Source organism: Amycolatopsis magusensis (assembly GCF_017875555.1).
GTDB classification, from domain to species: domain Bacteria; phylum Actinomycetota; class Actinomycetes; order Mycobacteriales; family Pseudonocardiaceae; genus Amycolatopsis; species Amycolatopsis magusensis.
Window position 1 is genome coordinate 4,322,501 of record NZ_JAGGMS010000001.1, and the last position, 21,837, is coordinate 4,344,337.

At 69.2% G+C, this 21,837-nt stretch carries 18 protein-coding genes and 2 rRNA genes (1 of these 20 running past the window's edge); 18 read left to right on the top strand and 2 right to left on the bottom strand.

Annotated features, from left to right (window positions below; all coding sequences use genetic code 11):
* The 10 genes from JOM49_RS19405 to JOM49_RS19450 all read left to right on the top strand — a co-directional run.
* Window positions 1-2,492, top strand: a 23S ribosomal RNA gene (locus JOM49_RS19405) (it extends 624 nt beyond the left edge of the window).
* 82 nt (window positions 2,493-2,574) lie between these two features.
* Window positions 2,575-2,691: ribosomal RNA gene (rrf, locus tag JOM49_RS19410) — 5S ribosomal RNA — on the top strand.
* Between the two features lie 169 nt (window positions 2,692-2,860).
* Window positions 2,861-5,005: a tetratricopeptide repeat protein gene (locus tag JOM49_RS43045; protein ID WP_245369380.1), complete on the top strand. Its 2,145-nt coding sequence runs from the start codon at window positions 2,861-2,863 to the stop codon at window positions 5,003-5,005.
* Complete coding sequence (locus JOM49_RS19420; protein ID WP_209665697.1) at window positions 4,998-5,984, top strand: HAD-IIA family hydrolase; 987 nt, start codon at window positions 4,998-5,000, stop codon at window positions 5,982-5,984. The genes JOM49_RS43045 and JOM49_RS19420 overlap by 8 nt, the downstream gene beginning before the upstream one ends.
* A gap of 42 nt (window positions 5,985-6,026) precedes the next feature.
* Window positions 6,027-6,206: a hypothetical protein gene (locus tag JOM49_RS19425; RefSeq protein WP_209671350.1), complete on the top strand. Its 180-nt coding sequence runs from the start codon at window positions 6,027-6,029 to the stop codon at window positions 6,204-6,206.
* Between the two features lie 5 nt (window positions 6,207-6,211).
* The gene (locus JOM49_RS19430) at window positions 6,212-7,024 is read left to right on the top strand and encodes a TlyA family RNA methyltransferase (RefSeq protein ID WP_209665698.1); all 813 of its coding nucleotides are present in this window, start codon (window positions 6,212-6,214) and stop codon (window positions 7,022-7,024) included.
* Window positions 7,021-7,947 carry an NAD kinase gene (locus JOM49_RS19435; protein ID WP_209665699.1) on the top strand — a complete coding sequence of 309 codons (927 nt, stop codon included), beginning with the start codon at window positions 7,021-7,023 and terminating at the stop codon, window positions 7,945-7,947. The genes JOM49_RS19430 and JOM49_RS19435 overlap by 4 nt, the downstream gene beginning before the upstream one ends.
* A 91-nt stretch (window positions 7,948-8,038) precedes the next feature.
* Complete coding sequence (recN, locus tag JOM49_RS19440; protein WP_209665700.1) at window positions 8,039-9,841, top strand: DNA repair protein RecN; 1,803 nt, start codon at window positions 8,039-8,041, stop codon at window positions 9,839-9,841.
* Window positions 9,842-9,961: 120 nt separating this feature from the next.
* Window positions 9,962-11,146, top strand: coding sequence for a putative cytokinetic ring protein SteA (gene steA, locus JOM49_RS19445; RefSeq protein ID WP_209665701.1), 1,185 nt, complete (start codon window positions 9,962-9,964; stop codon window positions 11,144-11,146).
* The gene (locus JOM49_RS19450; protein ID WP_209665702.1) at window positions 11,143-12,090 is read left to right on the top strand and encodes a copper transporter; all 948 of its coding nucleotides are present in this window, start codon (window positions 11,143-11,145) and stop codon (window positions 12,088-12,090) included. The genes steA and JOM49_RS19450 overlap by 4 nt, the downstream gene beginning before the upstream one ends.
* Before the next feature lie 675 nt (window positions 12,091-12,765).
* On the opposite strand, the gene aroA is transcribed toward JOM49_RS19450, so the two are convergent.
* Window positions 12,766-14,037: a 3-phosphoshikimate 1-carboxyvinyltransferase gene (aroA, locus tag JOM49_RS19455; RefSeq protein WP_209665703.1), complete on the bottom strand. Its 1,272-nt coding sequence runs from the start codon at window positions 14,035-14,037 to the stop codon at window positions 12,766-12,768.
* 176 nt (window positions 14,038-14,213) lie between these two features.
* On the opposite strand from aroA, the gene pyrG reads away from it, so the two are divergent.
* A complete protein-coding gene (gene pyrG, locus JOM49_RS19460; protein WP_372444041.1) occupies window positions 14,214-15,914 on the top strand; it encodes a CTP synthase in 1,701 nt (566 codons plus the stop codon).
* Complete coding sequence (locus JOM49_RS19465; RefSeq protein ID WP_209665705.1) at window positions 15,911-16,534, top strand: NUDIX domain-containing protein; 624 nt, start codon at window positions 15,911-15,913, stop codon at window positions 16,532-16,534. Before pyrG ends, JOM49_RS19465 begins: the two co-directional genes overlap by 4 nt.
* Here JOM49_RS19465 and JOM49_RS19470 read toward each other — a convergent pair.
* A complete protein-coding gene (locus JOM49_RS19470; RefSeq protein WP_209665706.1) occupies window positions 16,531-17,028 on the bottom strand; it encodes a DUF1707 domain-containing protein in 498 nt (165 codons plus the stop codon). The two genes, JOM49_RS19465 and JOM49_RS19470, sit on opposite strands and share 4 nt — an antisense overlap.
* A gap of 104 nt (window positions 17,029-17,132) precedes the next feature.
* Here JOM49_RS19470 and xerD point away from each other — a divergent pair, with 104 nt between their 5' ends.
* From xerD to JOM49_RS19500, 6 genes are all read left to right on the top strand, one after another.
* Window positions 17,133-18,035 (top strand): site-specific tyrosine recombinase XerD, encoded by a 903-nt coding sequence (gene xerD / locus JOM49_RS19475; protein WP_209671351.1) that lies wholly within the window; start codon window positions 17,133-17,135, stop codon window positions 18,033-18,035.
* Between the two features lie 191 nt (window positions 18,036-18,226).
* On the top strand, window positions 18,227-19,216 hold the full coding sequence (locus JOM49_RS19480; RefSeq protein WP_209665707.1) for a ParA family protein: 990 nt from the start codon (window positions 18,227-18,229) through the stop codon (window positions 19,214-19,216).
* Window positions 19,213-19,617: a cobyrinic acid a,c-diamide synthase gene (locus JOM49_RS19485; RefSeq protein WP_209665708.1), complete on the top strand. Its 405-nt coding sequence runs from the start codon at window positions 19,213-19,215 to the stop codon at window positions 19,615-19,617. The genes JOM49_RS19480 and JOM49_RS19485 overlap by 4 nt, the downstream gene beginning before the upstream one ends.
* A complete protein-coding gene (locus JOM49_RS19490) occupies window positions 19,617-20,480 on the top strand; it encodes a segregation and condensation protein A (RefSeq protein WP_209665709.1) in 864 nt (287 codons plus the stop codon). Before JOM49_RS19485 ends, JOM49_RS19490 begins: the two co-directional genes overlap by 1 nt.
* An 11-nt stretch (window positions 20,481-20,491) precedes the next feature.
* Window positions 20,492-21,109 (top strand): SMC-Scp complex subunit ScpB, encoded by a 618-nt coding sequence (gene scpB / locus JOM49_RS19495; RefSeq protein WP_209671353.1) that lies wholly within the window; start codon window positions 20,492-20,494, stop codon window positions 21,107-21,109.
* The gene (locus tag JOM49_RS19500; protein ID WP_209665710.1) at window positions 21,096-21,836 is read left to right on the top strand and encodes a pseudouridine synthase; all 741 of its coding nucleotides are present in this window, start codon (window positions 21,096-21,098) and stop codon (window positions 21,834-21,836) included. Before scpB ends, JOM49_RS19500 begins: the two co-directional genes overlap by 14 nt.
* The last annotated feature ends 1 nt before the right edge of the window (window position 21,837 follow it).

Genomic DNA, 21,837 nt, shown 5'->3' on the forward strand with positions numbered 1-21,837 from the left:
TAATAAGTGATGGCGTGCCTTTTGAAGAATGAGCCTGCGAGTTAGTGCTGCGTGGCGAGGTTAACCCGTGTGGGGTAGCCGTAGCGAAAGCGAGTCTGAATAGGGCGTTTTGAGTCGCGTGGTCTAGACCCGAAGCGGAGTGATCTACCCATGGCCAGGGTGAAGCGCCGGTAAGACGGTGTGGAGGCCCGAACCCACTTAGGTTGAAAACTGAGGGGATGAGCTGTGGGTAGGGGTGAAAGGCCAATCAAACTCCGTGATAGCTGGTTCTCCCCGAAATGCATTTAGGTGCAGCGTCGTATGTTTCCCATCCGGGGTAGAGCTACTGGATGGCCTAGGGGCCTTACCGGGTTACCGAAGTCAACCAAACTCCGAATACGGGTGGGTGAGAGTGCGGCAGTGAGACGGCGGGGGATAAGCTTCGTCGTCGAGAGGGAAACAGCCCAGAACACCAGCTAAGGCCCCTAAGTGTGTGCTCAGTGGGAAAGGATGTGGGATTGCCCAGACAACCAGGAGGTTGGCTTAGAAGCAGCCACCCTTGAAAGAGTGCGTAATAGCTCACTGGTCAAGTGGTCCTGCGCCGACAATGTAGCGGGGCTTAAGCACACCGCCGAAGCTGTGTCATTGACACAATAGATCGGTGCTTGTTTTCGGATGAGCATCTAGTCGTGTTGATGGGTAGGGGAGCGTCCTGCATCCAGGGAAGCCGCGGTGTAAACCAGCGGTGGAGGGTGTGGGAGTGAGAATGCAGGCATGAGTAGCGAATGCAGAGTGAGAAACTCTGCCGCCGGATGACCAAGGGTTCCTGGGCCAGGCTAATCCGCCCAGGGTAAGTCGGGACCTAAGGCGAGGCCGACAGGCGTAGTCGATGGACAACGGGTTGATATTCCCGTACCCGAGCACGTGCGTCCCTGATGAGGCAGTTGATACTAACCACCCAAAGCGCATGGTGAAGTCTTCGGATGGATCTGTGTTGTGGAGCGTGGGGCCTGATTCTGTAGTAGTCAAGTGATGGGGTGACGCAGGAAGGTAGCTCCGCCAGTGAATGGTAGTACTGGTGTAAGCGTGTAGGCCGTCATGTAGGTAAATCCGCATGGCAATAGGCTGAGACGTGATGCGTAGCCGATTGAGGTGAAGTAGAGTGATCCTATGCTGCCGAGAAAAGCCTCTAGCGAGTGCGTGCACGGCCCGTACCCCAAACCAACACAGGTGGTCAGGTAGAGAATACCAAGGCGATCGGGTGAACTGTGGTTAAGGAACTCGGCAAAATGCCCCCGTAACTTCGGGAGAAGGGGGGCCAAACATCCTGAAGTCCTTTACGGGCTAGGGGTGGGTGGCCGCAGAGACCAGCGGAAAGCGACTGTTTACTAAAAACACAGGTCCGTGCGAAGAAGTAATTCGATGTATACGGACTGACGCCTGCCCGGTGCTGGAACGTTAAGAGGACCGGTTAATCCCTTCGGGGGTGAAGCTGAGAATTTAAGCGCCAGTAAACGGCGGTGGTAACTATAACCATCCTAAGGTAGCGAAATTCCTTGTCGGGTAAGTTCCGACCTGCACGAATGGCGTAACGACTTTCCGGCTGTCTCAACCACAGGCCCGGCGAAATTGCATTACGAGTAAAGATGCTCGTTACGCGCGGCAGGACGGAAAGACCCCGGGACCTTTACTATAGTTTGGTATTGGTTTTCGGTTCGGTTTGTGTAGGATAGGTGGGAGACTGTGAAGCGCTCACGCTAGTGGGTGTGGAGTCGTTGTTGAAATACCACTCTGGCCGGATTGGGAATCTGAACCTACGCCCATGATCTGGGTGAGGGACAGTGCCTGATGGGTAGTTTAACTGGGGCGGTTGCCTCCCAAAGAGTAACGGAGGCGCCCAAAGGTTCCCTCAGCCTGGTTGGCAATCAGGTGTTGAGTGTAAGTGCACAAGGGAGCTTGACTGTGAGACTGACAGGTCGAGCAGGGACGAAAGTCGGGACTAGTGATCCGGCACCACCTGGTGGAAGGGGTGTCGCTCAACGGATAAAAGGTACCCCGGGGATAACAGGCTGATCTTGCCCAAGAGTCCATATCGACGGCATGGTTTGGCACCTCGATGTCGGCTCGTCGCATCCTGGGGCCGGAGTAGGTCCCAAGGGTTGGGCTGTTCGCCCATTAAAGCGGCACGCGAGCTGGGTTTAGAACGTCGTGAGACAGTTCGGTCCCTATCCGCCGCGCGCGTAGGATACTTGCGGAAGGCTGTCCCTAGTACGAGAGGACCGGGACGGACGAACCTCTGGTATGCCAGTTGTCACGCCAGTGGCATGGCTGGTTAGCTACGTTCGGAAGGGATAACCGCTGAAGGCATCTAAGCGGGAAGCCTGTTCCTAGATGAGGTATCCCACCCCTTTGTGGGTTAAGGCCCCCAAAAGACGATTGGGTTGATAGGCCAGAAATGGAAGCGCAGTAATGTGTGGAGTTGACTGGTACTAATAGGCCGAGGACTTGCCTACAAAGACGCTTCGCATCCACTCTACGGCTCTGAAACACCACATCAGAGACGTCAATGACACTTGTGTGTTTGTTTCGTAGTGTTTCGGTGGTTATAGCGGCGGGGAAACGCCCGGTCCCATTCCGAACCCGGAAGCTAAGCCTGCCAGCGCCGATGGTACTGCACTCGAAGGGGTGTGGGAGAGTAGGACGCCGCCGAACTCAACTCAGGGAGCGGGGTTCCAGCCAGAGATGGCTGGGACCCCGCTTTCTTGCTGTTCAGTGCCGTTGAGCTACCGCGCCGATGAGGTGGCGGGGCAGGCCAGATACAGTTGTGTGCTGGCCCCCGTGTGGGCCTTTCCCACTTTCGAGGTCTCTGCTAGGAGGACAGGTGTCCGAGTTCGGTCGGCGCGATTCTGAGGGCGACCGCGAGGACGGTCGCCCGCGGCGGCGCGACTCGAGTCCCCGTGGCAAGCAGCAGGGCGGCGGACAAGCGGCCCGCGGCAACCGGACCGGCGGCTACCGCGCCGGCGGTGCCAGCGGCCAGAAGAGCTTCAAGCCCCGCGAAGGCGGCAGCAGCTACAAACCCCGGGACGACCGCGGCGGCTTCAAGCCGCGCGAGGGCGGCAGTGGGTTCAAGCCCCGCGAAGACCGCGGCGGCTACAAACCGCGCGACGATCGCGGTGGCTACAAGCCCCGTGAGGGTGGCAGCGGCTACAAGCCGCGCGATGACCGTGGCGGTTTCAAGCCGCGCGAGGGCGGCGGCGGGTTCAAGCCCCGCGAAGACCGTGGTGGCTACAAGCCCCGTGAGGGCGGTAGCGGCTACAAGTCGCGCGATGACCGCGGTGGTTTCAAGCCGCGTGAAGGCGGCAGCAGCTACAAACCGCGCGACGACCGCGGTGGTTTCAAGCCGCGTGAAGGCGGCAGCAGCTACAAGTCGCGCGACGACCGTGGCGGCTACAAGCCCCGCGAGGGCGGCGACTCCAAGTCCGGCGGTTACAAGCCCCGCGAAGGCGGTAGCAGCTACAAGCCGCGTGAAGGCGGCCGCGACGACCGGGGTGGCTACAAGCCCCGGGAAGACCGTGGCGGCTTCAAGCCCCGTGAGGGCGGTAGCGGCTACAAGCCGCGCGAGGACCGGGGTGGTTTCAAGCCGCGTGAAGGCGGTGGCGGGTTCAAGCCGCGCGAGGATCGTGGCTACCAGTCACGCGATGATCGCGGTGGCTCGCAGTCCCGTGACGATCGCGGCGGTTCCCGCTCGCGCGACGACCGTGGCGGCTACCAGTCCCGTGACGACCGGGGCGGTTACAAGCCTCGGGAGGACCGCGGCGGCTACAAGTCCGGCGGCGATCGCGGCGGTTACAAGCCCCGCGAAGGCGGCAGTAGCTACAAGCCCCGTGATGATCGCGGTGGCTTCAAGCCCCGTGAGGGTGGCAGCAGCTATAAGCCACGCGAAGGCAGCAGCAGCAGCTACAAGCCGCGCGAGGGTGGCAGTAGCTACAAGCCGCGTGAAGGTGGCAGCAGCTTCAAGTCCCGCGACGACCGTGGCGGCGGGTTCAAGCCGCGCGACGACCGCGGTGGCTACAAGCCCCGCGAGGATCGTGGCGACTACAAGTCACGTGACGACCGTGGCGCTTCCCAGTCGCGCGAGGACCGCGGCGGTTACAAGCCCCGCGAGGGCGGCGAAGGCTACAAGCCGCGCGAAGGTGGCAAGCCCCGTGAGGATCGTGGCGGCTACAAGTCGCGCGAGGGCGGCGGCTTCAAGCCTCGTGAAGGTGTCTCCAAGCACCGCAATGCCGACTTCAAGCCGCGCGAAGTGGATGACGCGGAGTTGGCGCGGGAACTGCTCGAAGCCCCCGAACTCCCCGAGGGCATCGACTTCTCCGACCTCGACGAAGAGGCTCGCCGGGAGTTGCGGACCTTGCCGAAGGGGCTGGCCGAGACCGTCGGCAAGCACCTGGTCGCGGCCGGCGGGCTGATCGACACCGATCCCGACGCCGCCTTCGAACACGCCAAGTACGCCAAGGCCAAGGCCGCCCGCGTGCCGATCGTGCGTGAAGCGCTCGGGCTCGTGGCCTACCACTCCGGCAAGTGGGCCGAGGCGCTCACCGAGCTGCGCGCGGTCCGCCGGATGACGCGCACCGACTCGCACATCGCGATCATCGCCGACTCCGAGCGGGCGCTGGGCCGTCCCGAGCGGGCGCTGGACCTCGCCAAGGAGGTCGACAGCAGCCGCCTGCCGCGGGACGTGCAGATCGAGCTGAAGATCGTCGCGGCCGGGGCTCGCCGGGACCTCGGGCAGCTCGAAGCCGCGGTGGTCTCCCTGCAGGGCGACGACCTCGACGCCCGCAAGCGCGAGCCCTGGAGTGCGCGGCTGTTCTACGCCTACGCCGACAACCTCGTCGCCGCCGGCCGTCGCGACGAGGCGATCCGCTGGTTCCTCCACGCCGCCGAGGCCGACGAGGACGAGCAGACCGACGCCGCCGAGCGCGCGGCCGAGCTGGGGCAGGGCGAAGAAGGCGAGACCGAAGGTGAGTGACGCCCTGCTGGCCGCCTACGACTCGCTGCTGTTCGACCTCGACGGCACGGTCTACCACGGCGCCCGGGTGATCTCCGGCGCGCCGGAGGTGATCGGCGAGGCGCGGGCGGCCGGCACGGCGGTGCGGTTCGTCACGAACAACGCCTCCAAGGCCCCCGCCGCGGTGGCCGAGCACCTCAACGGCATGGGCATCGACGCCCAGCCCGACGAGGTGCACACCAGCTCCCAGGCTGCCGCCAGGGTGCTCGCCGAGCGGCTTCCCGCCGGTGCGCACGTGCTCGTCGTCGGCGCCCAGGCGCTGTGCGACGAGGTCGAAGCCGTCGGGCTGCGGCCCGTGCGCGAGAACTCCGACGAGGTCAAGGCCGTCGTCCAGGGGCATTCGCCGGACACCGGCTGGGCCAACCTCGCCGAAGCGTGCATCGCGATCCGCGGTGGTGTGCTGTGGGTGGCGAGCAACGTCGACAAGACGCTGCCGGCCGAGCGCGGGCTGCTGCCGGGCAACGGGTCGATGGTCGCCGCGCTGCGCACCGCCACGGACCAGGAGCCGGTGGTCGCGGGCAAGCCCGAGGCGCCGCTCATGCACACCGCGGCCCACGGCAAAGCGCTCGTGGTCGGGGACCGCCTCGACACCGACATCGCGGGTGCGGTGGCGGCCGGGCTCGACGCGCTGGTGGTGCTCACCGGCGTGGACACCCCGGCCAGTCTCATCGCCGCCGTCCCCGCCGAGCGCGCGCGGTTCCTGACCGCCGACATCACCGGGCTGCGCAACTCCGCCGAGGAGACGCTGATCGCGCCGAAGCCGGGCTGGGAGATCGCCGCTGAACAGGGCGAACTCGCGGTCCGGAGCACCGGCGGCAGCGACGCGACCGACCTGTTGCGTGCGCTGTGCGCCACCGCGTGGGAAACCGGCGTGACCGGCGTCAAGCCGCTCGACGACACCGCTGAGGCCGCGCTGAACGAACTCGGCCTCATCCGTTAGCGTTGTGGGGTGCAGGAGCAGAACCACCCCTTCCCGCGTCCGGTGCCCGGACCGCCGGGACAGCAGCCGCAGCCGCCGGAGATCGACCCGCGTGCCGGGATCGACGAGGCGGTGTCGGGGCTGGCCGAGCTGGACCGCGTCCCGCTCGCCGAGCACGTGGAGCGCTTCGACGCCGTGCACACCGAGCTGACCGTCGCGCTCTCCAGCATCGACAAGGTCTGACGCCGATGGCCCGCAGGGCACGGCTCGACGCGGAGCTGGTGCGCCGCGGCCTCGCCCGCTCCCGTGAGCAGGCGAGTTCGCTGATCGCGGAGGGCAAGGTGAGCGTCGGCGGCATGGTCGCGACCAAACCGGCCACCGGCGTGGAGTCCGCCGCCGCGATCGTGGTGCGCGACGAGGACGACCCCGGCTGGGCTTCCCGCGGTGCGCACAAACTGCTCGGCGCGCTCGAGGCGTTCGAATCCGGCGGGCTCACCGTCGACGGCAAGCGCTGCCTGGACGCCGGTGCCTCCACCGGCGGTTTCACCGACGTGCTGCTTCGCGGCGGTGCCACGCAGGTCGTCGCCGCCGATGTCGGCCGCGGACTGCTCGACTGGCGCCTGCGCACCGACGAACGCGTGGTCGTGCTCGACAAGACGAACGTGCGCAACCTGACCCCCGAGCTGATCGGCGGCCAGGTCGACCTGGTGGTGGCCGATCTGTCCTTCATCTCCCTTCGCCTGGTGCTGCCCGCGCTCGCGGACTGCGTGCACCCCGGCGCGGATCTGCTGCCGATGGTCAAACCGCAGTTCGAGGTCGGTAAGGACCGGCTCGGCAGCGGAGGTGTCGTGCGCGATCCGGACCTGCGTGCCGAAGCCGTGCTCGCCGTGGCCGCCGAAGCTGCCAAGCTCGGCCTGGTCACGCACGGCGTGGTCGCCAGCCCGTTGCCCGGCCCGTCCGGCAACGTCGAATTCTTCATCTGGTTGCGGCGTGAGGCCGCCGAGTCGGCTGTGGACGTGGATCAGCTGGTCCGCACCGCGGTTCAGGAGGGTCCTTCGTGACGCTTCGGCGTGAGGTTCTGCTTGTCGTGCACCCCGATCGCGACGCCACCGCCGGCGCGGCGCGCGAGGTGGCCGCGCAACTGGCCGAGGCCGGGATCCGGCTGCGGGTGGCCGACGAGGAGGTCCGCCAGCTCATCCAGGCCGACGGCCACGACCCGCACTGCACGGTGATCGCGCCCGAGGACGACCCGGCGGCGGGCACCGAGCTGGTGTTCGTGCTCGGCGGCGACGGCACCCTGCTGCGCGCGGCCGAGCTGGCCCGCCCGGCGGGCGTGCCCGTGCTCGGGGTGAACCTGGGCCGGGTCGGCTTCCTGACCGAGGCCGATTCCGATGCCATCGAGGAGACCGTGCGGCGGGTGGTCGAGGGCCACTACCGCGTCGAGGAACGGATGACGGTGGACGTCACGGTCGCCGTCGACGGCGAGATCGTGGCCCGCACCTGGGCGCTCAACGAAGCCAGCGTGGAACGCAGCTCGCGGGTGCGGATCCTGGACGCGCTGATCGAGGTCGACGGCCGCCCGGTGTCGTCGTTCGGCTGCGACGGCGTGCTGTGCGCGACCCCGACCGGGTCCACCGCTTACGCCTTCTCCGCGGGCGGCCCGATCATGTGGCCGGACGTGGAGGCGCTGCTGGTGGTGCCGAGCAACGCGCACGCGATGTTCTCGCGGCCGCTGGTGGTCTCGCGCAACTCGGTGATCACCGTCGGCATCGACCCCAACGGCTCCACCGCGGTGCTGACCTGCGACGGGCTGCGGCACATCGAACTGCCGCGGGGCGCCAGGGTGCGCGTGGTCGCGGGCCGGGTGCCGGTGCGGCTGGCGCGGTTGTGGGACGGCCCGTTCACCGACCGGCTGGTGCACAAGTTCGAACTGCCGGTCAAGGGCTGGCGCGAACGCGACCCGGCGCGCGACCAACCACGCTGACGGCCCGTTTCCACCGGTTTCCGCCAGGAACTTCACCGCCGTTGCGAGTGCCGGGCGCGCGCCGTCCGGAGGGGGCACTACGGTTGGGGGTGTGCTGGCCGAGATGCGCATCCAGGGCCTCGGGGTCATCGAGGACGCCCTGCTCGAGTTGCACCCGGGATTCACCGTGGTCACCGGGGAGACCGGTGCGGGCAAGACCATGGTGGTCACCGGGCTGCACCTGCTCTCCGGAGGACGTGCCGAGGTGTCGAAGGTCCGCGTCGGTGCCGGGAAGGCACTGGTCGAGGGCCGTTTCGAAGGGGTAACCGGCAAGGTCGCGCTGGACATCATCGGGGACGCCGGAGCCGAGGTCGAGGACGGCGGCGGGGTGATCGCGCTGCGTTCGGTGGCCAGTGACGGCCGCTCGCGCGCGCACCTGGGCGGCCGTTCGGTGCCGGTCGGCGTGCTGGGTGACCTGTCCGAGCAGCTGCTGGCCGTGCACGGCCAGAACGACCAGCTCCGCCTGCTGCGCCCGGCCGAGCAGCGGGCGGTGATCGACCGGTTCGCCGGTGACGCGGTCGCCGGGCCGCTGGAGCAGTACCGAGCCGTTCGCGAGGAATGGCAGTCCGTGGTCGCCGAGCTGACCGACCGCACCAGCCGGTCGCGCGAGCTGGCCCAGCAGGCCGACATGCTGCGCCTCGGCCTCACCGAAATCACTTCCGTCGAGCCGGTGCCCGGCGAGGACACCGAGCTGACCGAGCAGATCAAGCGGCTGTCCGCGATCGACGAGCTGCGGGCGACGGCCACCGAAGCGCACCACGCGGTTTCCGGCGCGCAGGACGGCGATTCGGAAGCCCCCGGCGCGCTCGGCCTGGTCGGCGAGGCGCAGCGGCGGCTGGCCGGCGCCGAGGACCAGGTGCTGCGGGACATGGAGCCGCGGCTGGCCGAGGCCGCCGTGCTGCTCGCCGACGTGGGCACCGAACTGGGCAGCTACCTCGAATCGCTGGAGGCCGACCCGGCGCGGCTGGAGCAGTTGCTGGCCCGGCAGGCCGAGCTGAAGAAGCTGATCCGCAAGTACGCCGCGGACATCGACGGCGTGCTCGCCTGGGCCGAGGACGCCCGCGCCCGCCTGTCCACGATGGACACTTCCGAGGAGGCGCTGGGCGAACTGGCCGCGCGCCGTGACGAACTGGCCAAGCAACTGGCCTCGCACGCGGCGCGGTTGTCGTCCGCGCGCGAGGTCGCGGCGGCGGAACTGGCCGGGGAGATCACCGCCGAGCTGGCGGGGCTGGCGATGGGCCAGGCGCAGATCGAGGTGACCGTCGGCGTGCGCGAGGTCGACGAGTCCGACCCGCACGCGCTGGTGGTCGACGGCCGCACCGTGCACGCCGGGCCGGACGGGGTCGACGAGGTCGAACTGCTGCTGCGCGCGCACAAGGGCGCGCCGCCGCTGCCGGTGCACAAGGCCGCGTCCGGCGGTGAGCTGTCCCGCGTGATGCTGGCCATCGAGGTGGTGCTGGCGCACGCCGACACCGTGCAGACGCTGGTCTTCGACGAGGTGGACGCCGGGGTCGGCGGCCGGGCCGCGGTGGAGATCGGGCGGCGGCTGGCCCGGCTGGCGACCAGCCACCAGGTGCTGGTGGTGACCCACCTGCCGCAGGTGGCCGCCTTCGCCGACCGGCACCTCGTGGTGGACAAGGGCATGTCCGACGGCATCACCCGCAGCGGGGTGAAAGTCCTGCAGCAGTCCGAACGGGTGCTCGAACTCGCCCGGATGCTGGCGGGCATGGACGACACCGAGACCGGCCGCGCGCACGCCGAGGAACTGCTCGCCGCCGCCGACGCGGACAAGTACTCGTTCACCCGGCTCCCGCGCGAAGGCGGGAAAGGATCGAAGAAAAAGCGCACGAAATAGTGTTTGGTCCCCGCTGTGGGGGACACGCGGGGTCGATTCGCACACCGATCGTTGGATTCCCGAAATACGCACCGGCGTGGCGGCTGCCCGCGCACGGGCGCGTTTGTCACCATCGCTGCCATGAAGCTCACCGGCTTGCTCTCGCGGAACGACGAAACCCGTCCCGGCGTGACCGGGGTGGCGCGGGTCGACCGGCGCACCAGGGAGTTGCTCCGCCGGATCTCCCCCGGTGACATCGCCGTGCTCGACCAGCTCGACCTGGACCGGGCCACCGCGGACGCGCTGGTGCGCGCCGAGGTCGCCGGCGTGGTGAACGCCTCGCCGTCCATTTCCGGCCGGTTCCCGAACCTCGGGCCGGAAATACTCCTCGCCGCCGGGATCCCGCTGATCGACGCGGTCGGTGGTTCGGTGCTGCGCAACCTCAAGGACGGCAGCAAGCTGCGCCTGCACGAGGACACCGTCTACATCGGAGACCGCAAGGTCGCCTCGGGTGCCCGTCAGACGCGGGAAAGCGTGGCCGACCAGATGATCGAGGCCAAGGCCGGGATGTCCACCCAGCTCGAGGCCTTCTCGGCGAACACGATCGAATTCCTGCGCCGCGAGCGCACGCTGATCCTGGACGGGGTCGGCGTGCCGGAACTGCGGATGTCGCTGCGTGACCGGCACGTGCTGGTGGTCGCGGCGGGCAACGGGCACGTCGAGGACCTGAAGAAGCTGAAGAAGTACATCGCCGAGCACCGGCCGGTACTGATCGGGGTCGACGGCGGCGCGGACACGCTGATCGCGCAGGGGCACACGCCCGACGTGATCGTCGGCGACCCGCTGGGCATCGAGGCCGGGACGCTCAAGAGCGGGGCCGAGGTGGTGGTGCCGGCGCAGCCGGACGGGCACGCGCCCGGCGTCGCCCGCATCCAGGACCTCGGCATCGGCGCGGTCACCTTCCCGGCGTCGGGCAACGCCGAGGACCTGGCGCTGCTGCTGGCCGACGCGCACGAGGCGAGCCTCGTGGTCACCGTCGGGTTCCAGGCCACGCTGCGCGAGTTCCTCGACCACGGGCGGTCCGGGTCGAACCCGTCCACCTTCCTCACCCGGCTCAAGCTGGGCACGAAGCTGGTCGACGGCAAGGCGGTGGCCACGCTGCACCGCGGCCGGGTGTCCGGCGGCATGATCATTTTCCTGCTGCTGGCCGCGCTCGCGGTGGTGGCCGCCGCGCTGCTGGTCTCCGACGCCGGTGAGGTCTACCTCGACTGGATCACCGATACCTGGCGGTCCTTCATGAACTGGGTCAAGGGGCTCTTCACGTGATTTCTCTGCGCTATCACATCGTTTCGCTGGCCGCGGCCTTCCTGGCGCTGGCTGTCGGCGTGGTGCTGGGTTCGACCGCTTTGAACGGCCCGTTGTTGTCCGGGCTGTCGGACGACAAGGCCGAGCTGGGCCGCAGAGTCTCCGACCTGGAGGCGGAGCGGAATGCGCTGTCCGCGCGTCTCGGGGATTCGGACGCGTTCGCCGGTTCGGTGGGTCCGAAGATCGTCGGGGGGCAGCTGGACCAGCGGTCGGTCGTGCTGGTCACCACGGAAGGCGCGAAGCCTGCCGACCGGGACGCGCTGAAGGAGCTGATCGGGCAGTCGGGCGCCGCGGTGACCGGTGAGGTGCAACTGACCGAGTCGTTCGCCGACCCGGCGAAGGCGGATCAGCTGCGCCAGGTGGTCACCCGGCTGCAGCCCGCCGGGGCGAGCTTCCCGACCGCGGGCGACCCGGGCACGCTGGCCGGTGCGCTGCTCGGGTCGACTCTGTTGCTGAACAAGGATTCCGCGCAGCCACAGTCCACTCCGGACGAACTGGCGGCGGCGCTGGGCGGGCTGTCCGATGGTGGGTTCATCAAGACCGCCGGTGACGTGAAGCCCGCGCAGGAAGCCGTGGTCCTGGTCGGCGGCAAGGCCACCGGGGACGGCGCGGGTGACCGGGCCGCGACCCTGGCCCGCTTCGCCACGCAACTGGATCGGTCGGGGGCGGGCACCGTGCTCGCCGGGGACCTGGCGTCCACGGAGGGCGCGGGCGCGCTGGGCGTGGTGCGGGCGGACACCTCGGCCACGTCAATCCTGTCCACTGTGGACAATGTGGACACGGCAGCGGGGCGGGTGGTGACCGTACTGGCGCTACGGGAACAACTCGACGGCGTGGCGGGGCGATACGGGATCGCCGGCAACGCGCAGAGCCCGGCTCCGGGGGTCAATCGCGACGGTAGTTGAGGGGGGTTCGGTCACCCCGGTTTTTCAGTGTGACGACGGCGGGGACTGCGTTGTCAAGGCGGGAGAGATGCCTGGACAACGCAGTCCCCGCCGTGTTTTTGGCTGAGGACCGGGGATGGGGAGGGGCTGGGTGGGCCTTGGGCTGTGCTGAGCCGCGGGAGTGTGCTGGAGGGGGTGGGCTGGGGCCTGGGGCCTGGGGCCGGGGGCTGGGGCTCGCGGATGTGGGGTTCGTGGTCGCGGATGCAGGACTCAGGTGCCTGAGTGTGTGACTCGACTGCCTGAACGCGGGCTTCGCTTGCCTGAATGTGGGGTTCGCTTGCCTGAACGTTGAACTCGGCTGCTTGAACGCGGGACTCGGCTGCCTGAACGTGGGGTTCGGCTGCCTGAACGTTGAACTCGGGCGCTGAGTGTGAGGTTCGGGTGCCTGAGTGTGGAACTCAGAAGCCTGAGCGTGGCACTCGTCGGCTGAACGCAGGATTCCGCTGACCGGGGGGTTTGGTTGGCCGAACGTGAAGTTCAGGTGCTGGAAAGCGGTATTCGGCTGCCTGAGTGTGGAACTCGGCTGCTGGAGTGTGAGGTTCAGGTGCCTGAGTGTGGGGTTCGGGTGCGTGAGTGTGGGGTTCGGGTGTGGGGAGTGGGGCATTGGTTGTGGGTGATGCCCCACTCGGGGTGGGGTCAGGGGGTTAGGAGGGTGGTCCAGGTGGGGACGAAGTCGGGGAAGGTTTTGCCTACGGTGGCGGGGTTTTCCACCTGGATGCCGGGGACGCGCAGGGCCGCGACGGCGCCGGCCATGACCAGGCGGTGGTCGTCGTAGGTGTGGAAGACGCCGGCGTGCATGGGCGCGGGGGTGATGCGCAGACCGTCGTCGGTTTCGGTGACGTGGGCGCCGAGGGCCGAGAGTTCGGTGGCCAGAGCGGCCAGCCGGTCGGTTTCGTGGCCCCGCAGGTGCGCCACGCCGCTGATCACCGAGGGGCCGTCCGCGAAGCAGAGCAGCGTCGCGACGACCGGGGTCAGTTCGCCGACCTCGTGCAGGTCGAACTGCCCGCCGCCGAATTCGCCGCCGCTGGTGACGGTCAGGCCGGTCTCGTCGAGCGTCACCTTCGCGCCGAGTTCGGCGGCCAGGCTGCGCAGCCAGTCACCGGGCTGCGTCGTGTACTCGGGCCACCCTTCGACCCGCACCGTGCCGCCGGTGAGCAGGGGCGCCACCACGAACGGGGCCGCGGTGGACAGGTCCGGCTCGATGGTGAAGTCCGGACAGGACAGGGGCCCGTGCGGCACGAAGAACTCCGGGCCCGAACGCTCCGGGGCCGCGCCGAAGCGGCGCAGGATGTCCAGCGTCATCTCGATGTGCGGCTCGCTCGGCGGGGTGCCGGTCAGGCGTACGCGGATGCCCTCGCCGAACGCGGGACCCGCCAGCAGCAGCGCGGACAGGAACTGGCTCGACGCCGACGAATCCAGCTCAACCTCGCCACCGGCGAGCCCGCCGCGGCCGGTGACGGTGAACGGCGGCGCGCCGCGGCCGTCGTCGTCGATCTCGGCGCCGAGTGCGGACAGCGCGTCCAGCAGCGGCGCCAGCGGGCGGCGCCGGAGTGCCTCGTCGCCGTCGAAGTGCACGGTCCGGTTGCCCAGCGCGGCCAGTGCCGGGGTGAACCGCGCCACGGTGCCGGCGTTACCCATGGTGACCGTGGCGTCGCCCGAACCTGCCTCGATCGGGCGGATCAGCGTGCCCTCCGCGGTCTCGGTGCAACCACCGCCGAGTGCGGACACCGCCCCCAGCATCAGCCGGGTGTCCCGCGACACCAGTGGCTCGCGCACCAGCGTCGGCCCGGTGGCGAGCGCGGCGAGCACGTAGGCCCGGTTGGTGAGCGACTTCGAGCCCGGTACCCGGACCGTCGCGTCCAGTGGTCGCGAACTCTCCGGTGCGGTCCAGGTCTCGGCTTCGGCCATGTGGCGTATCCCTCGGCTTCCGTGCGCGGGTGTGGCAGCGGTGGCGCTCGCCGCCGCTCGTGTTAGCGTAAAAGCCCGTGGACGGCACTCCCGCGCCGGGCGCACTGCGCCGGTGGTCGAGTGGGCGTCCTGACCGGCAGACGGTGAGGACTTAGTTGAACACGGGAGTCTCCTTGGTGCATCAAGCACGTACTACCAAGCACGTATTCGTGACCGGGGGCGTCGCCTCCTCACTGGGCAAGGGACTCACCGCCTCGAGCCTCGGCCAGTTGCTCACTTCGCGCGGCCTGCGGGTCACCATGCAGAAGCTGGATCCGTACCTCAACGTCGATCCCGGCACGATGAACCCCTTCCAGCACGGCGAGGTCTTCGTCACCGAGGACGGCGCCGAGACCGATCTGGACATCGGCCACTACGAGCGCTTCCTCGACCGCGACCTGAACGGCTCGGCGAACGTGACCACCGGCCAGGTGTACTCGCAGGTGATCGCCAAGGAGCGGCGCGGTGAATACCTCGGGGACACCGTCCAGGTGATCCCGCACATCACCGACGAGATCAAGTCGCGCATCCTGGCGATGGCCGAGCCGGACGCCGAGGACCGCCGTCCCGACGTGGTGATCACCGAGGTCGGCGGCACGGTCGGCGACATCGAGTCGCTGCCGTTCCTCGAGGCCTGCCGCCAGGTGCGCCACGACGTCGGCCGCGACAACTGCTTCTTCCTGCACGTCTCGCTGGTGCCCTACCTGGCGCCATCGGGCGAGCTGAAGACCAAGCCGACCCAGCACTCCGTGGCGGCGCTGCGCAACATCGGCATCCAGCCCGACGCGCTGGTCTGCCGGGCCGACCGGGACATCCCGGACGAGCTCAAGCGCAAGATCGGCCTGATGTGCGATGTGGACACCGAAGCCGTGGTCGCCTGCCCGGACGCGCCGTCCATCTACGACATCCCCAAGGTCCTGCACCGCGAAGCGCTCGACGCCTACGTCGTGCGCCGCCTCGGCCTGCCGTTCCGCGACGTCGACTGGACGGTGTGGGGCGACCTGCTCGACCGCGTGCACAACCCGGCCGAGACCGTGCGCGTCGCGGTGGTGGGCAAGTACATCGACCTGCCCGACGCCTACCTCTCGGTGACCGAAGCGCTGCGCGCGGGCGGGTTCGCCAACCGTGCCAAGGTGGAGATCGTCTGGATCGCCTCCGACGAGCTCGAGACCCCGGCCGGCGCGGCCAGCCTTCTGTCCGATGTGGACGGTGTGCTGGTGCCGGGTGGCTTCGGCGTGCGCGGTATCGAGGGCAAGATCGGGGCGATCACCTACGCCCGCACCCGTGGCCTGCCCGCGCTCGGGCTGTGCCTCGGCCTGCAGTGCATGGTGATCGACGCGGCCCGCAACCTGGCCGGGATCACCGACGCGGACTCCGCGGAGTTCGACGAGCAGACCCGGCACCCGGTGATCTCCACCATGGCCGACCAGCGCGACGTGGTGGCCGGTGAGCGCGACATGGGCGGCACCATGCGGCTCGGCGCCTACCCGGCGAAGCTGCAGCCCGGTTCACAGGTGGCCAAGGCGTACGGGCAGACCGAGATCTCCGAGCGCCACCGCCACCGCTACGAGGTGAACAACGCCTACCGCGAGCAGCTCGCCGAAGCCGGGCTGGTGTTCTCCGGCACCTCGCCGGACGACCGGCTGGTGGAGTTCGTCGAGCTGCCCGCCGACGTGCACCCGTTCTTCGTCGGCACGCAGGCGCACCCGGAGCTCAAGAGCCGCCCGACGCGCCCGCACCCGCTGTTCGACTCGTTCATCCGCGCGGTGGTCGCCTACCGCACCGCGGACCGCCTTCCGGTGAGCCTGCCGGAGCCGACCGTGGGCGCTTCCTCGTGAGCGCACCCGGTAGCCACGAGTTCACCGTCGCGTCCACTGAGGACATCCACATCGGACGCGTGGTCGGGCTGCGGGTGGACGAGGTGGTCATGCCGGGCGGGGACACCGCCCGGCGTGAGGTGGCCGAGCACCTCGGCGCGGTGGCCGTGGCCGCGCTCGACGACACCGGCGCGCTCACGCTGATCCACCAGTACCGGCACCCGCTGGGCCGCCGGATCTGGGAGCTGCCCGCCGGGCTGACCGACAAGCCCGGCGAGGAGCCCGTCGTGGCGGCCGCGCGCGAGCTGGTCGAGGAAGCCGGGCTCAAGGCCGAACGCTGGGAGACGCTGGTCGACGTGGCCGCCTCGCCGGGGTTCACCGACGAGGTGGTCCGGGTGTTCCTGGCCCGCGACCTGTCCGAAGTGGACCGCGAGGTGCTCGGCGAGGAGGAGGCGGATCTGGTGATCCGTAAGGTCCCGCTGGACGAGGCGGTGCGGATGGCGCTGCACGGCGAGCTGGTCAACGGGGCGACCGTGGCCGGTGTGCTCGCCACGCACGCGGTGCTCTCCGGCGCGGCGGAAACCCGCGCGCCGGACGCGCCGTGGCGTGACCGCCCGTACCGGTTCGCCGCCCGTACCTAGTCGATGAGGCGGCGGCCCTGGCCGTCGTGGCCGCCGTTGGCCAGGATGATGATGCCGTCGATGATCGGCCACAGCACCCCGGCGCCGCAGGTGAACAGGACGACCATGAGCTGGGCCACGCCGATGCCGACGTGCCCGGCGTAGAACCGGCCGATGCCGAACGGCAGCACGATCTGCAGCAGGCCGGTGGTCAGCTTCGACTTGTCCGACATGCCGCGCGCCGCCGGGGTGTAGCCGTACACCGGCTGCGGGTACTGCCCGTACGCCGGGATCGGCGCCGGCGGCCGCAGCACCGGCGGGTGCGGGTCGGGCAGGTCGGCGAACAACGGGACCAGGTCCGACTTCTTCTGAGCGCCCAGCGCGGTGGTCACCCGCTCCTCGTACTCGGTGGTCTCGAGGCGTCCCTCGGCGAAGTGCACCCCGAGGGCTTCCACGCACTGCTCGCGCTCGAAGGTGCCGATGCGCACGGCGTCCGGATCTGGCGATGTCGTCACCTCACCGACGGTAACGGAAGCCGGGGGTGGTTGTGGCGCGATTCGGCGGTGTCGAGTCGCGTTCGTTGCTCTAGAGTGGCGCGGTGCCCAGGGCGGTAGCCGGTGTGATCAAGGCGTACCTCAACCACCTCACCGTGGAACGGGGCACCGCCAAGAACACCCTGGAGAGTTACGCGCGCGACCTGCGCCGTTACGCCGCGCATCTGGAGGCGGCCGGGGTCACCGACTTCACCCGGGTCAGTCCGGAGCACATCGCCGCGTTCGGTGCCGGTCTGCGCGAAGGCGACGAGGACCACCAGCCGCTGGCCGCGTCTTCGTCGGCACGGGCGCTGGTCGCGGTGCGCGGGTTGCACCGGTTCGCCCACGCCGACGGCCTCACCGAACAGGACCCGGCGCGGGAGGTGCGCCCGCCCGCCGCGGCCCGGCGCCTGCCCAAGGCGCTGCCGGTGGACCAGGTGCTCAAGCTGCTCGACACCCCGCCCGCCGAGGGCGACCGCCCGCTGCGCGACCGCGCGCTGCTGGAACTGCTCTACTCGACCGGCGCGCGGATCTCCGAAGCGGTCGGCCTCGACCTCGACGACATCGACGACACCGAACGCACCGTCCGGCTCGACGGCAAGGGCGGCAAGCAGCGCCTGGTGCCGATCGGCCGCCCGGCGGTCGAAGCGCTCAACGCCTACCTCGTGCGGGCGCGCCCGGCGCTCGCTGCGCGGGGGCGTGGCGTTCCCGCGGTGTTCCTCAACGCCCGCGGTGGACGGCTCACGCGGCAGAGCGCGTGGCAGGTGCTCAAGACCAGTGCCGAGCGCGCGGGCATCCAGGCCGTCGTTTCGCCGCACACCCTGCGTCACTCCTTCGCCACGCACCTGCTCGAAGGTGGCGCGGACGTGCGCGTGGTGCAGGAACTGCTCGGGCACGCGTCGGTCACCACGACGCAGGTCTACACCCTGGTCACGGTCAACACGCTGCGCGAAATCTACGCGACGGCGCACCCACGCGCCCTCGGATGACCCACCCGTCTCCCACCACCACCCTCAACGGACGCTTCGCGCGAATTCAACCAGACCTACGCCGAATGGCCCTGGTACTCGGTCGGCTGACGGCGGTCAACTAGTGCGGACACGCCCGGCGAGCCGCTTTGGCGACACAGTGCCACGCGCATAGGCTCCCGGCAGACCGCTGAGCAAGGAGCTTTCGAGGTATGTCGACATCGGAGCCGCCGGAGCGAGCGACGGAGTCCGCAGGTTCTGCCGCCGCGAGCCTCAGCAAGATGACCATCGCGGTCGAAGGGGACACGCTCTCCGACGACGAACTGGACTCGGAGGCTCTCGTTCCACCGCTCAACGGCAAGAAGGCCAGGGATCGGATCGGCCCCACCGGGCGGCCCTACCGCGACATCGCGGAGCCGCCCCTGCTGGACAAGCACGGCCCCGCCACCATCCTGGCCATGTGCAACCAGAAGGGCGGGGTCGGCAAGACGACCTCGACGATCAACCTGGGCGCCGCGCTGGCCGAGTACGGCCGCCGGGTGCTCCTGGTCGACTTCGACCCGCAGGGCGCGCTGTCGGTCGGGCTCGGCATCCAGCCCCACGAGCTGGACTACACCGTCTACAACGTGATCATGGAACGCTCGGTGAACATCCTCGACGTGATCCGCTCCACCAACGTGGAGAACGTCGACCTGCTGCCGAGCAACATCGACCTGTCCGCGGCCGAGGTGCAGCTGGTCGCCGAGGTCGGGCGCGAGCACACGCTGTTGAGGGTGCTGAGACCGGTCATGGACACCTACGACTATGTTCTGGTCGACTGCCAGCCCTCGCTCGGCCTGCTCACGGTGAACGCGCTGACCGCCGCGGACGGTGTCCTGATCCCGCTGGAGTGCGAGTTCTTCAGTCTCCGCGGCGTGGCGCTCCTGATCGACACCATCGAGAAGGTGCGCGAACGCCTCAACCCCAAGCTGGACATCACCGGGATTCTCGCGACCATGTTCGACCCGAGAACCCTGCATTCGAAGGAGGTCATGGCGCGCGTGGTGGAGGCATTCGGCGAGACCGTGTTCGACACGGTCATCAACCGCACGGTGCGGTTCCCGGAGACCACCGTGGCCGGGGAACCGATCACCAAGTGGGCCCCGAAGTCGTCCGGCGCGATGGCCTACCGGGCACTGGCGCGTGAGGTGATCGCCCGGTGAGCAGGAGAGCTCCCCTGCCCGGCGCGTCCGAACTGTTCCGCCTGACCAGCGGGAACGCCCTCGAATTCCCCGCACCCGCCGAAGCGCGCGAACCGGAGCCGGAGCCGGAACAGCCGCGGCGGCTGGTCCGCGGGGCCGGGGCCAAGTCCAGCACGCCCCGGCAGAAGCACGACGCCAAGATCACCGTGTACGTCTCCGGTGACGAACTGCTCGCGATGGAGCACGCCCGGCTCACCCTGCGCGGCTCGCACGGGCTGGTGGTCGACCGCGGCAGGCTGGTCCGCGAGGCCGTCGCCGTGCTCCTGGCCGACTTCGACGAGTACGGCGAGGACTCGGTGCTGGTGCGCCGGCTGCGCGCCGGTGGGCCGGACGACCCCGCCGAAAGCGGGGCAGGCGGCTGATGACCGAAACCGAGCCGGCCGGGAAATCCGAGCCCCGGCCGGAATCGGTGGACGAGGGCACGGCCGGCCGGTTCAAGGTCCGGCTGGCCAACTTCGAGGGCCCGTTCGACCTGCTGCTGCAGCTGATCTCCCAGCACCAGATGGACGTCACCGAGGTGGCGCTGCACCAGGTCACCGACGACTTCATCGCCTACACGCGGGCGCTGGGCGCGGAATGGGACCTCGACGAGACCACCGAGTTCCTGGTGATCGCGGCGACCCTGCTCGACCTGAAGGCGGCGCGGCTGCTGCCCTCCGCCGAGGTCGAGGACGAGGACGACCTGGCGCTGCTGGAAGCCCGCGACCTGCTCTTCGCCCGAGTCCTGCAGTACCGGGCGTACAAGCAGGTGGCCGCGTTGTTCGCCGAACTGGAGGCCGGGGCGCTGCGCCGGTACCCGCGTTCGGTGGCGCTGGAGGACCGCTTCCTCGGGTTGCTGCCCGAGGTGATGCTGGGGGTGAACCCGGCGAAGTTCGCCGAGATCGCGCTGGCGGTGTTCCGGCCGAAGCCGCCGCCCACGGTGTCGCTCGACCACCTGCACATGGGCAAGGTGTCGGTGCGCGAGCACGCCGCGCTGCTGCGGCTGCGGCTGGCCGAGGCGGGCACGGCCACCTTCACCGACCTGGTCGCCGACTGCGAGCACACCATCGAGGTGGTGGCGCGGTTCCTGGCGCTGCTGGAGCTCTACCGCGAGTCGACCGTGCAGTTCGAGCAGCTCGAAGCGCTGGAGGAACTGCACGTGCGCTGGACGGGTGGCTCGGTGGAGCAGGCGACGGTGGAAGCCGAGCAGGACCGCGCCCGGAGTGAGGACGAGGAGTACGGGTGAACCCCGAAGAGATGCTGGACGTGGACGCGCCGGACCCGGAGGAGGAACTGGTCGCGGTCCGCGGTGGTTCGGTCTCGCCGGACCTGAGCGACGACGCGGTGCTGGAGGCGGCGCTGGAATCGCTGCTGCTGGTGGTCGACTCGCCGGTGAGCGAGGAGGCACTGGCGGGGGCGCTGGAGCAGTCCGTCCAACGGGTCACCGAGAAGCTCGGCGCGATGTCGACCGCGCTGACCGAGCGCTCCAGCGGTATCGACCTGCGGCGCGTCGGCGAGGGCTGGCGGTACTTCACGCGGGACACCTACGCGCCGTACGTGGAGAAACTGCTGCTGGACGGCCAGCGCGCGAAACTGACCCGTGCCGCTTTGGAGACGCTCGCGGTCATCGCCTATCGTCAGCCGGTCACCCGGGCCAGGGTCGCCGCCGTTCGCGGGGTGAACGTGGACGGGGTGATCCGGACGCTGCTCGCCCGCGGCCTGGTCGAGGAGACCGGCACCGACGCGGAGACCGGCGGCCACCTGTACGTGACGACGGAGCTGTTCCTGGAGCGGCTGGGGCTCTCGTCGTTGACCGATCTCCCGCCCATCGCTCCGTTGCTCCCCGAAGTGGATTCCATCGATGACATCGGCTAACGACGAAGGTGTTCGCCTGCAGAAGGTGCTGGCGAAGGCCGGGGTCGCCTCCCGGCGCGCCGCCGAGGACCTGATCGCCCAGGGGCGGGTCAGCGTGAACGGCGAGATCATCCGGGAGTTCGGGCGCCGGGTCGACCCGGACAACTCGGTGATCCGGGTGGACGGCACCCGTGTGGTGCTCGACGACACGATGGTCTACCTGGCGCTGAACAAGCCGCGCGGCATGCACACCACGATGACCGACGACCAGGGCCGGCCGTGCGTCGGCGACCTGGTGCGCGACCGCGCGGAGCGCCTGTTCCACGTCGGGCGGCTCGACGCGGACACCGAAGGCCTGCTGCTGCTGACCAACGACGGCGACCTGGCGCACCGGCTGATGCACCCGTCGTTCGAGGTGCGCAAGACCTACCTGGCCGAGGTCGACGGAGCGGTGCCGCGCGGGCTGGGCAAGCGGCTGCGCGAGGGAATCGAACTGGAGGACGGCCCGGCGCGGGCGGACGAGTTCCGGGTCAAGGACATGCAGGCCGGGCGGACGCTGGTCGAGATCGTGCTGCACGAGGGGCGCAAGCACATCGTGCGCCGGATGCTCGCCGAAGTCGGCCACCCGGTGCGGAAGCTGGTGCGCACCTCGGTCGGCGACATCCACCTGGGCAACCTGCGCTCGGCCCACCTGCGGGCCCTGACCCGCAAGGAAGTCGGCTCCCTGCACACCCTGGTCGGCATGTAGG

What these genes read in the sequence shown, in the direction of transcription:
- steA (WP_209665701.1), top strand. Translation starts at nt 9,962, where the DNA reads ATGAAGCTCACCGGCTTGCTCTCGCGGAACGACGAAACCCGTCCCGGC.
- aroA (WP_209665703.1), bottom strand. Translation starts at nt 14,037, where the DNA reads ATGGCCGAAGCCGAGACCTGGACCGCACCGGAGAGTTCGCGACCACTG.
- JOM49_RS19500 (WP_209665710.1), top strand. Translation starts at nt 21,096, where the DNA reads ATGACATCGGCTAACGACGAAGGTGTTCGCCTGCAGAAGGTGCTGGCG.
- JOM49_RS19490 (WP_209665709.1), top strand. Translation starts at nt 19,617, where the DNA reads ATGACCGAAACCGAGCCGGCCGGGAAATCCGAGCCCCGGCCGGAATCG.
- scpB (WP_209671353.1), top strand. Translation starts at nt 20,492, where the DNA reads ATGCTGGACGTGGACGCGCCGGACCCGGAGGAGGAACTGGTCGCGGTC.
- JOM49_RS19430 (WP_209665698.1), top strand. Translation starts at nt 6,212, where the DNA reads ATGGCCCGCAGGGCACGGCTCGACGCGGAGCTGGTGCGCCGCGGCCTC.
- JOM49_RS19480 (WP_209665707.1), top strand. Translation starts at nt 18,227, where the DNA reads ATGTCGACATCGGAGCCGCCGGAGCGAGCGACGGAGTCCGCAGGTTCT.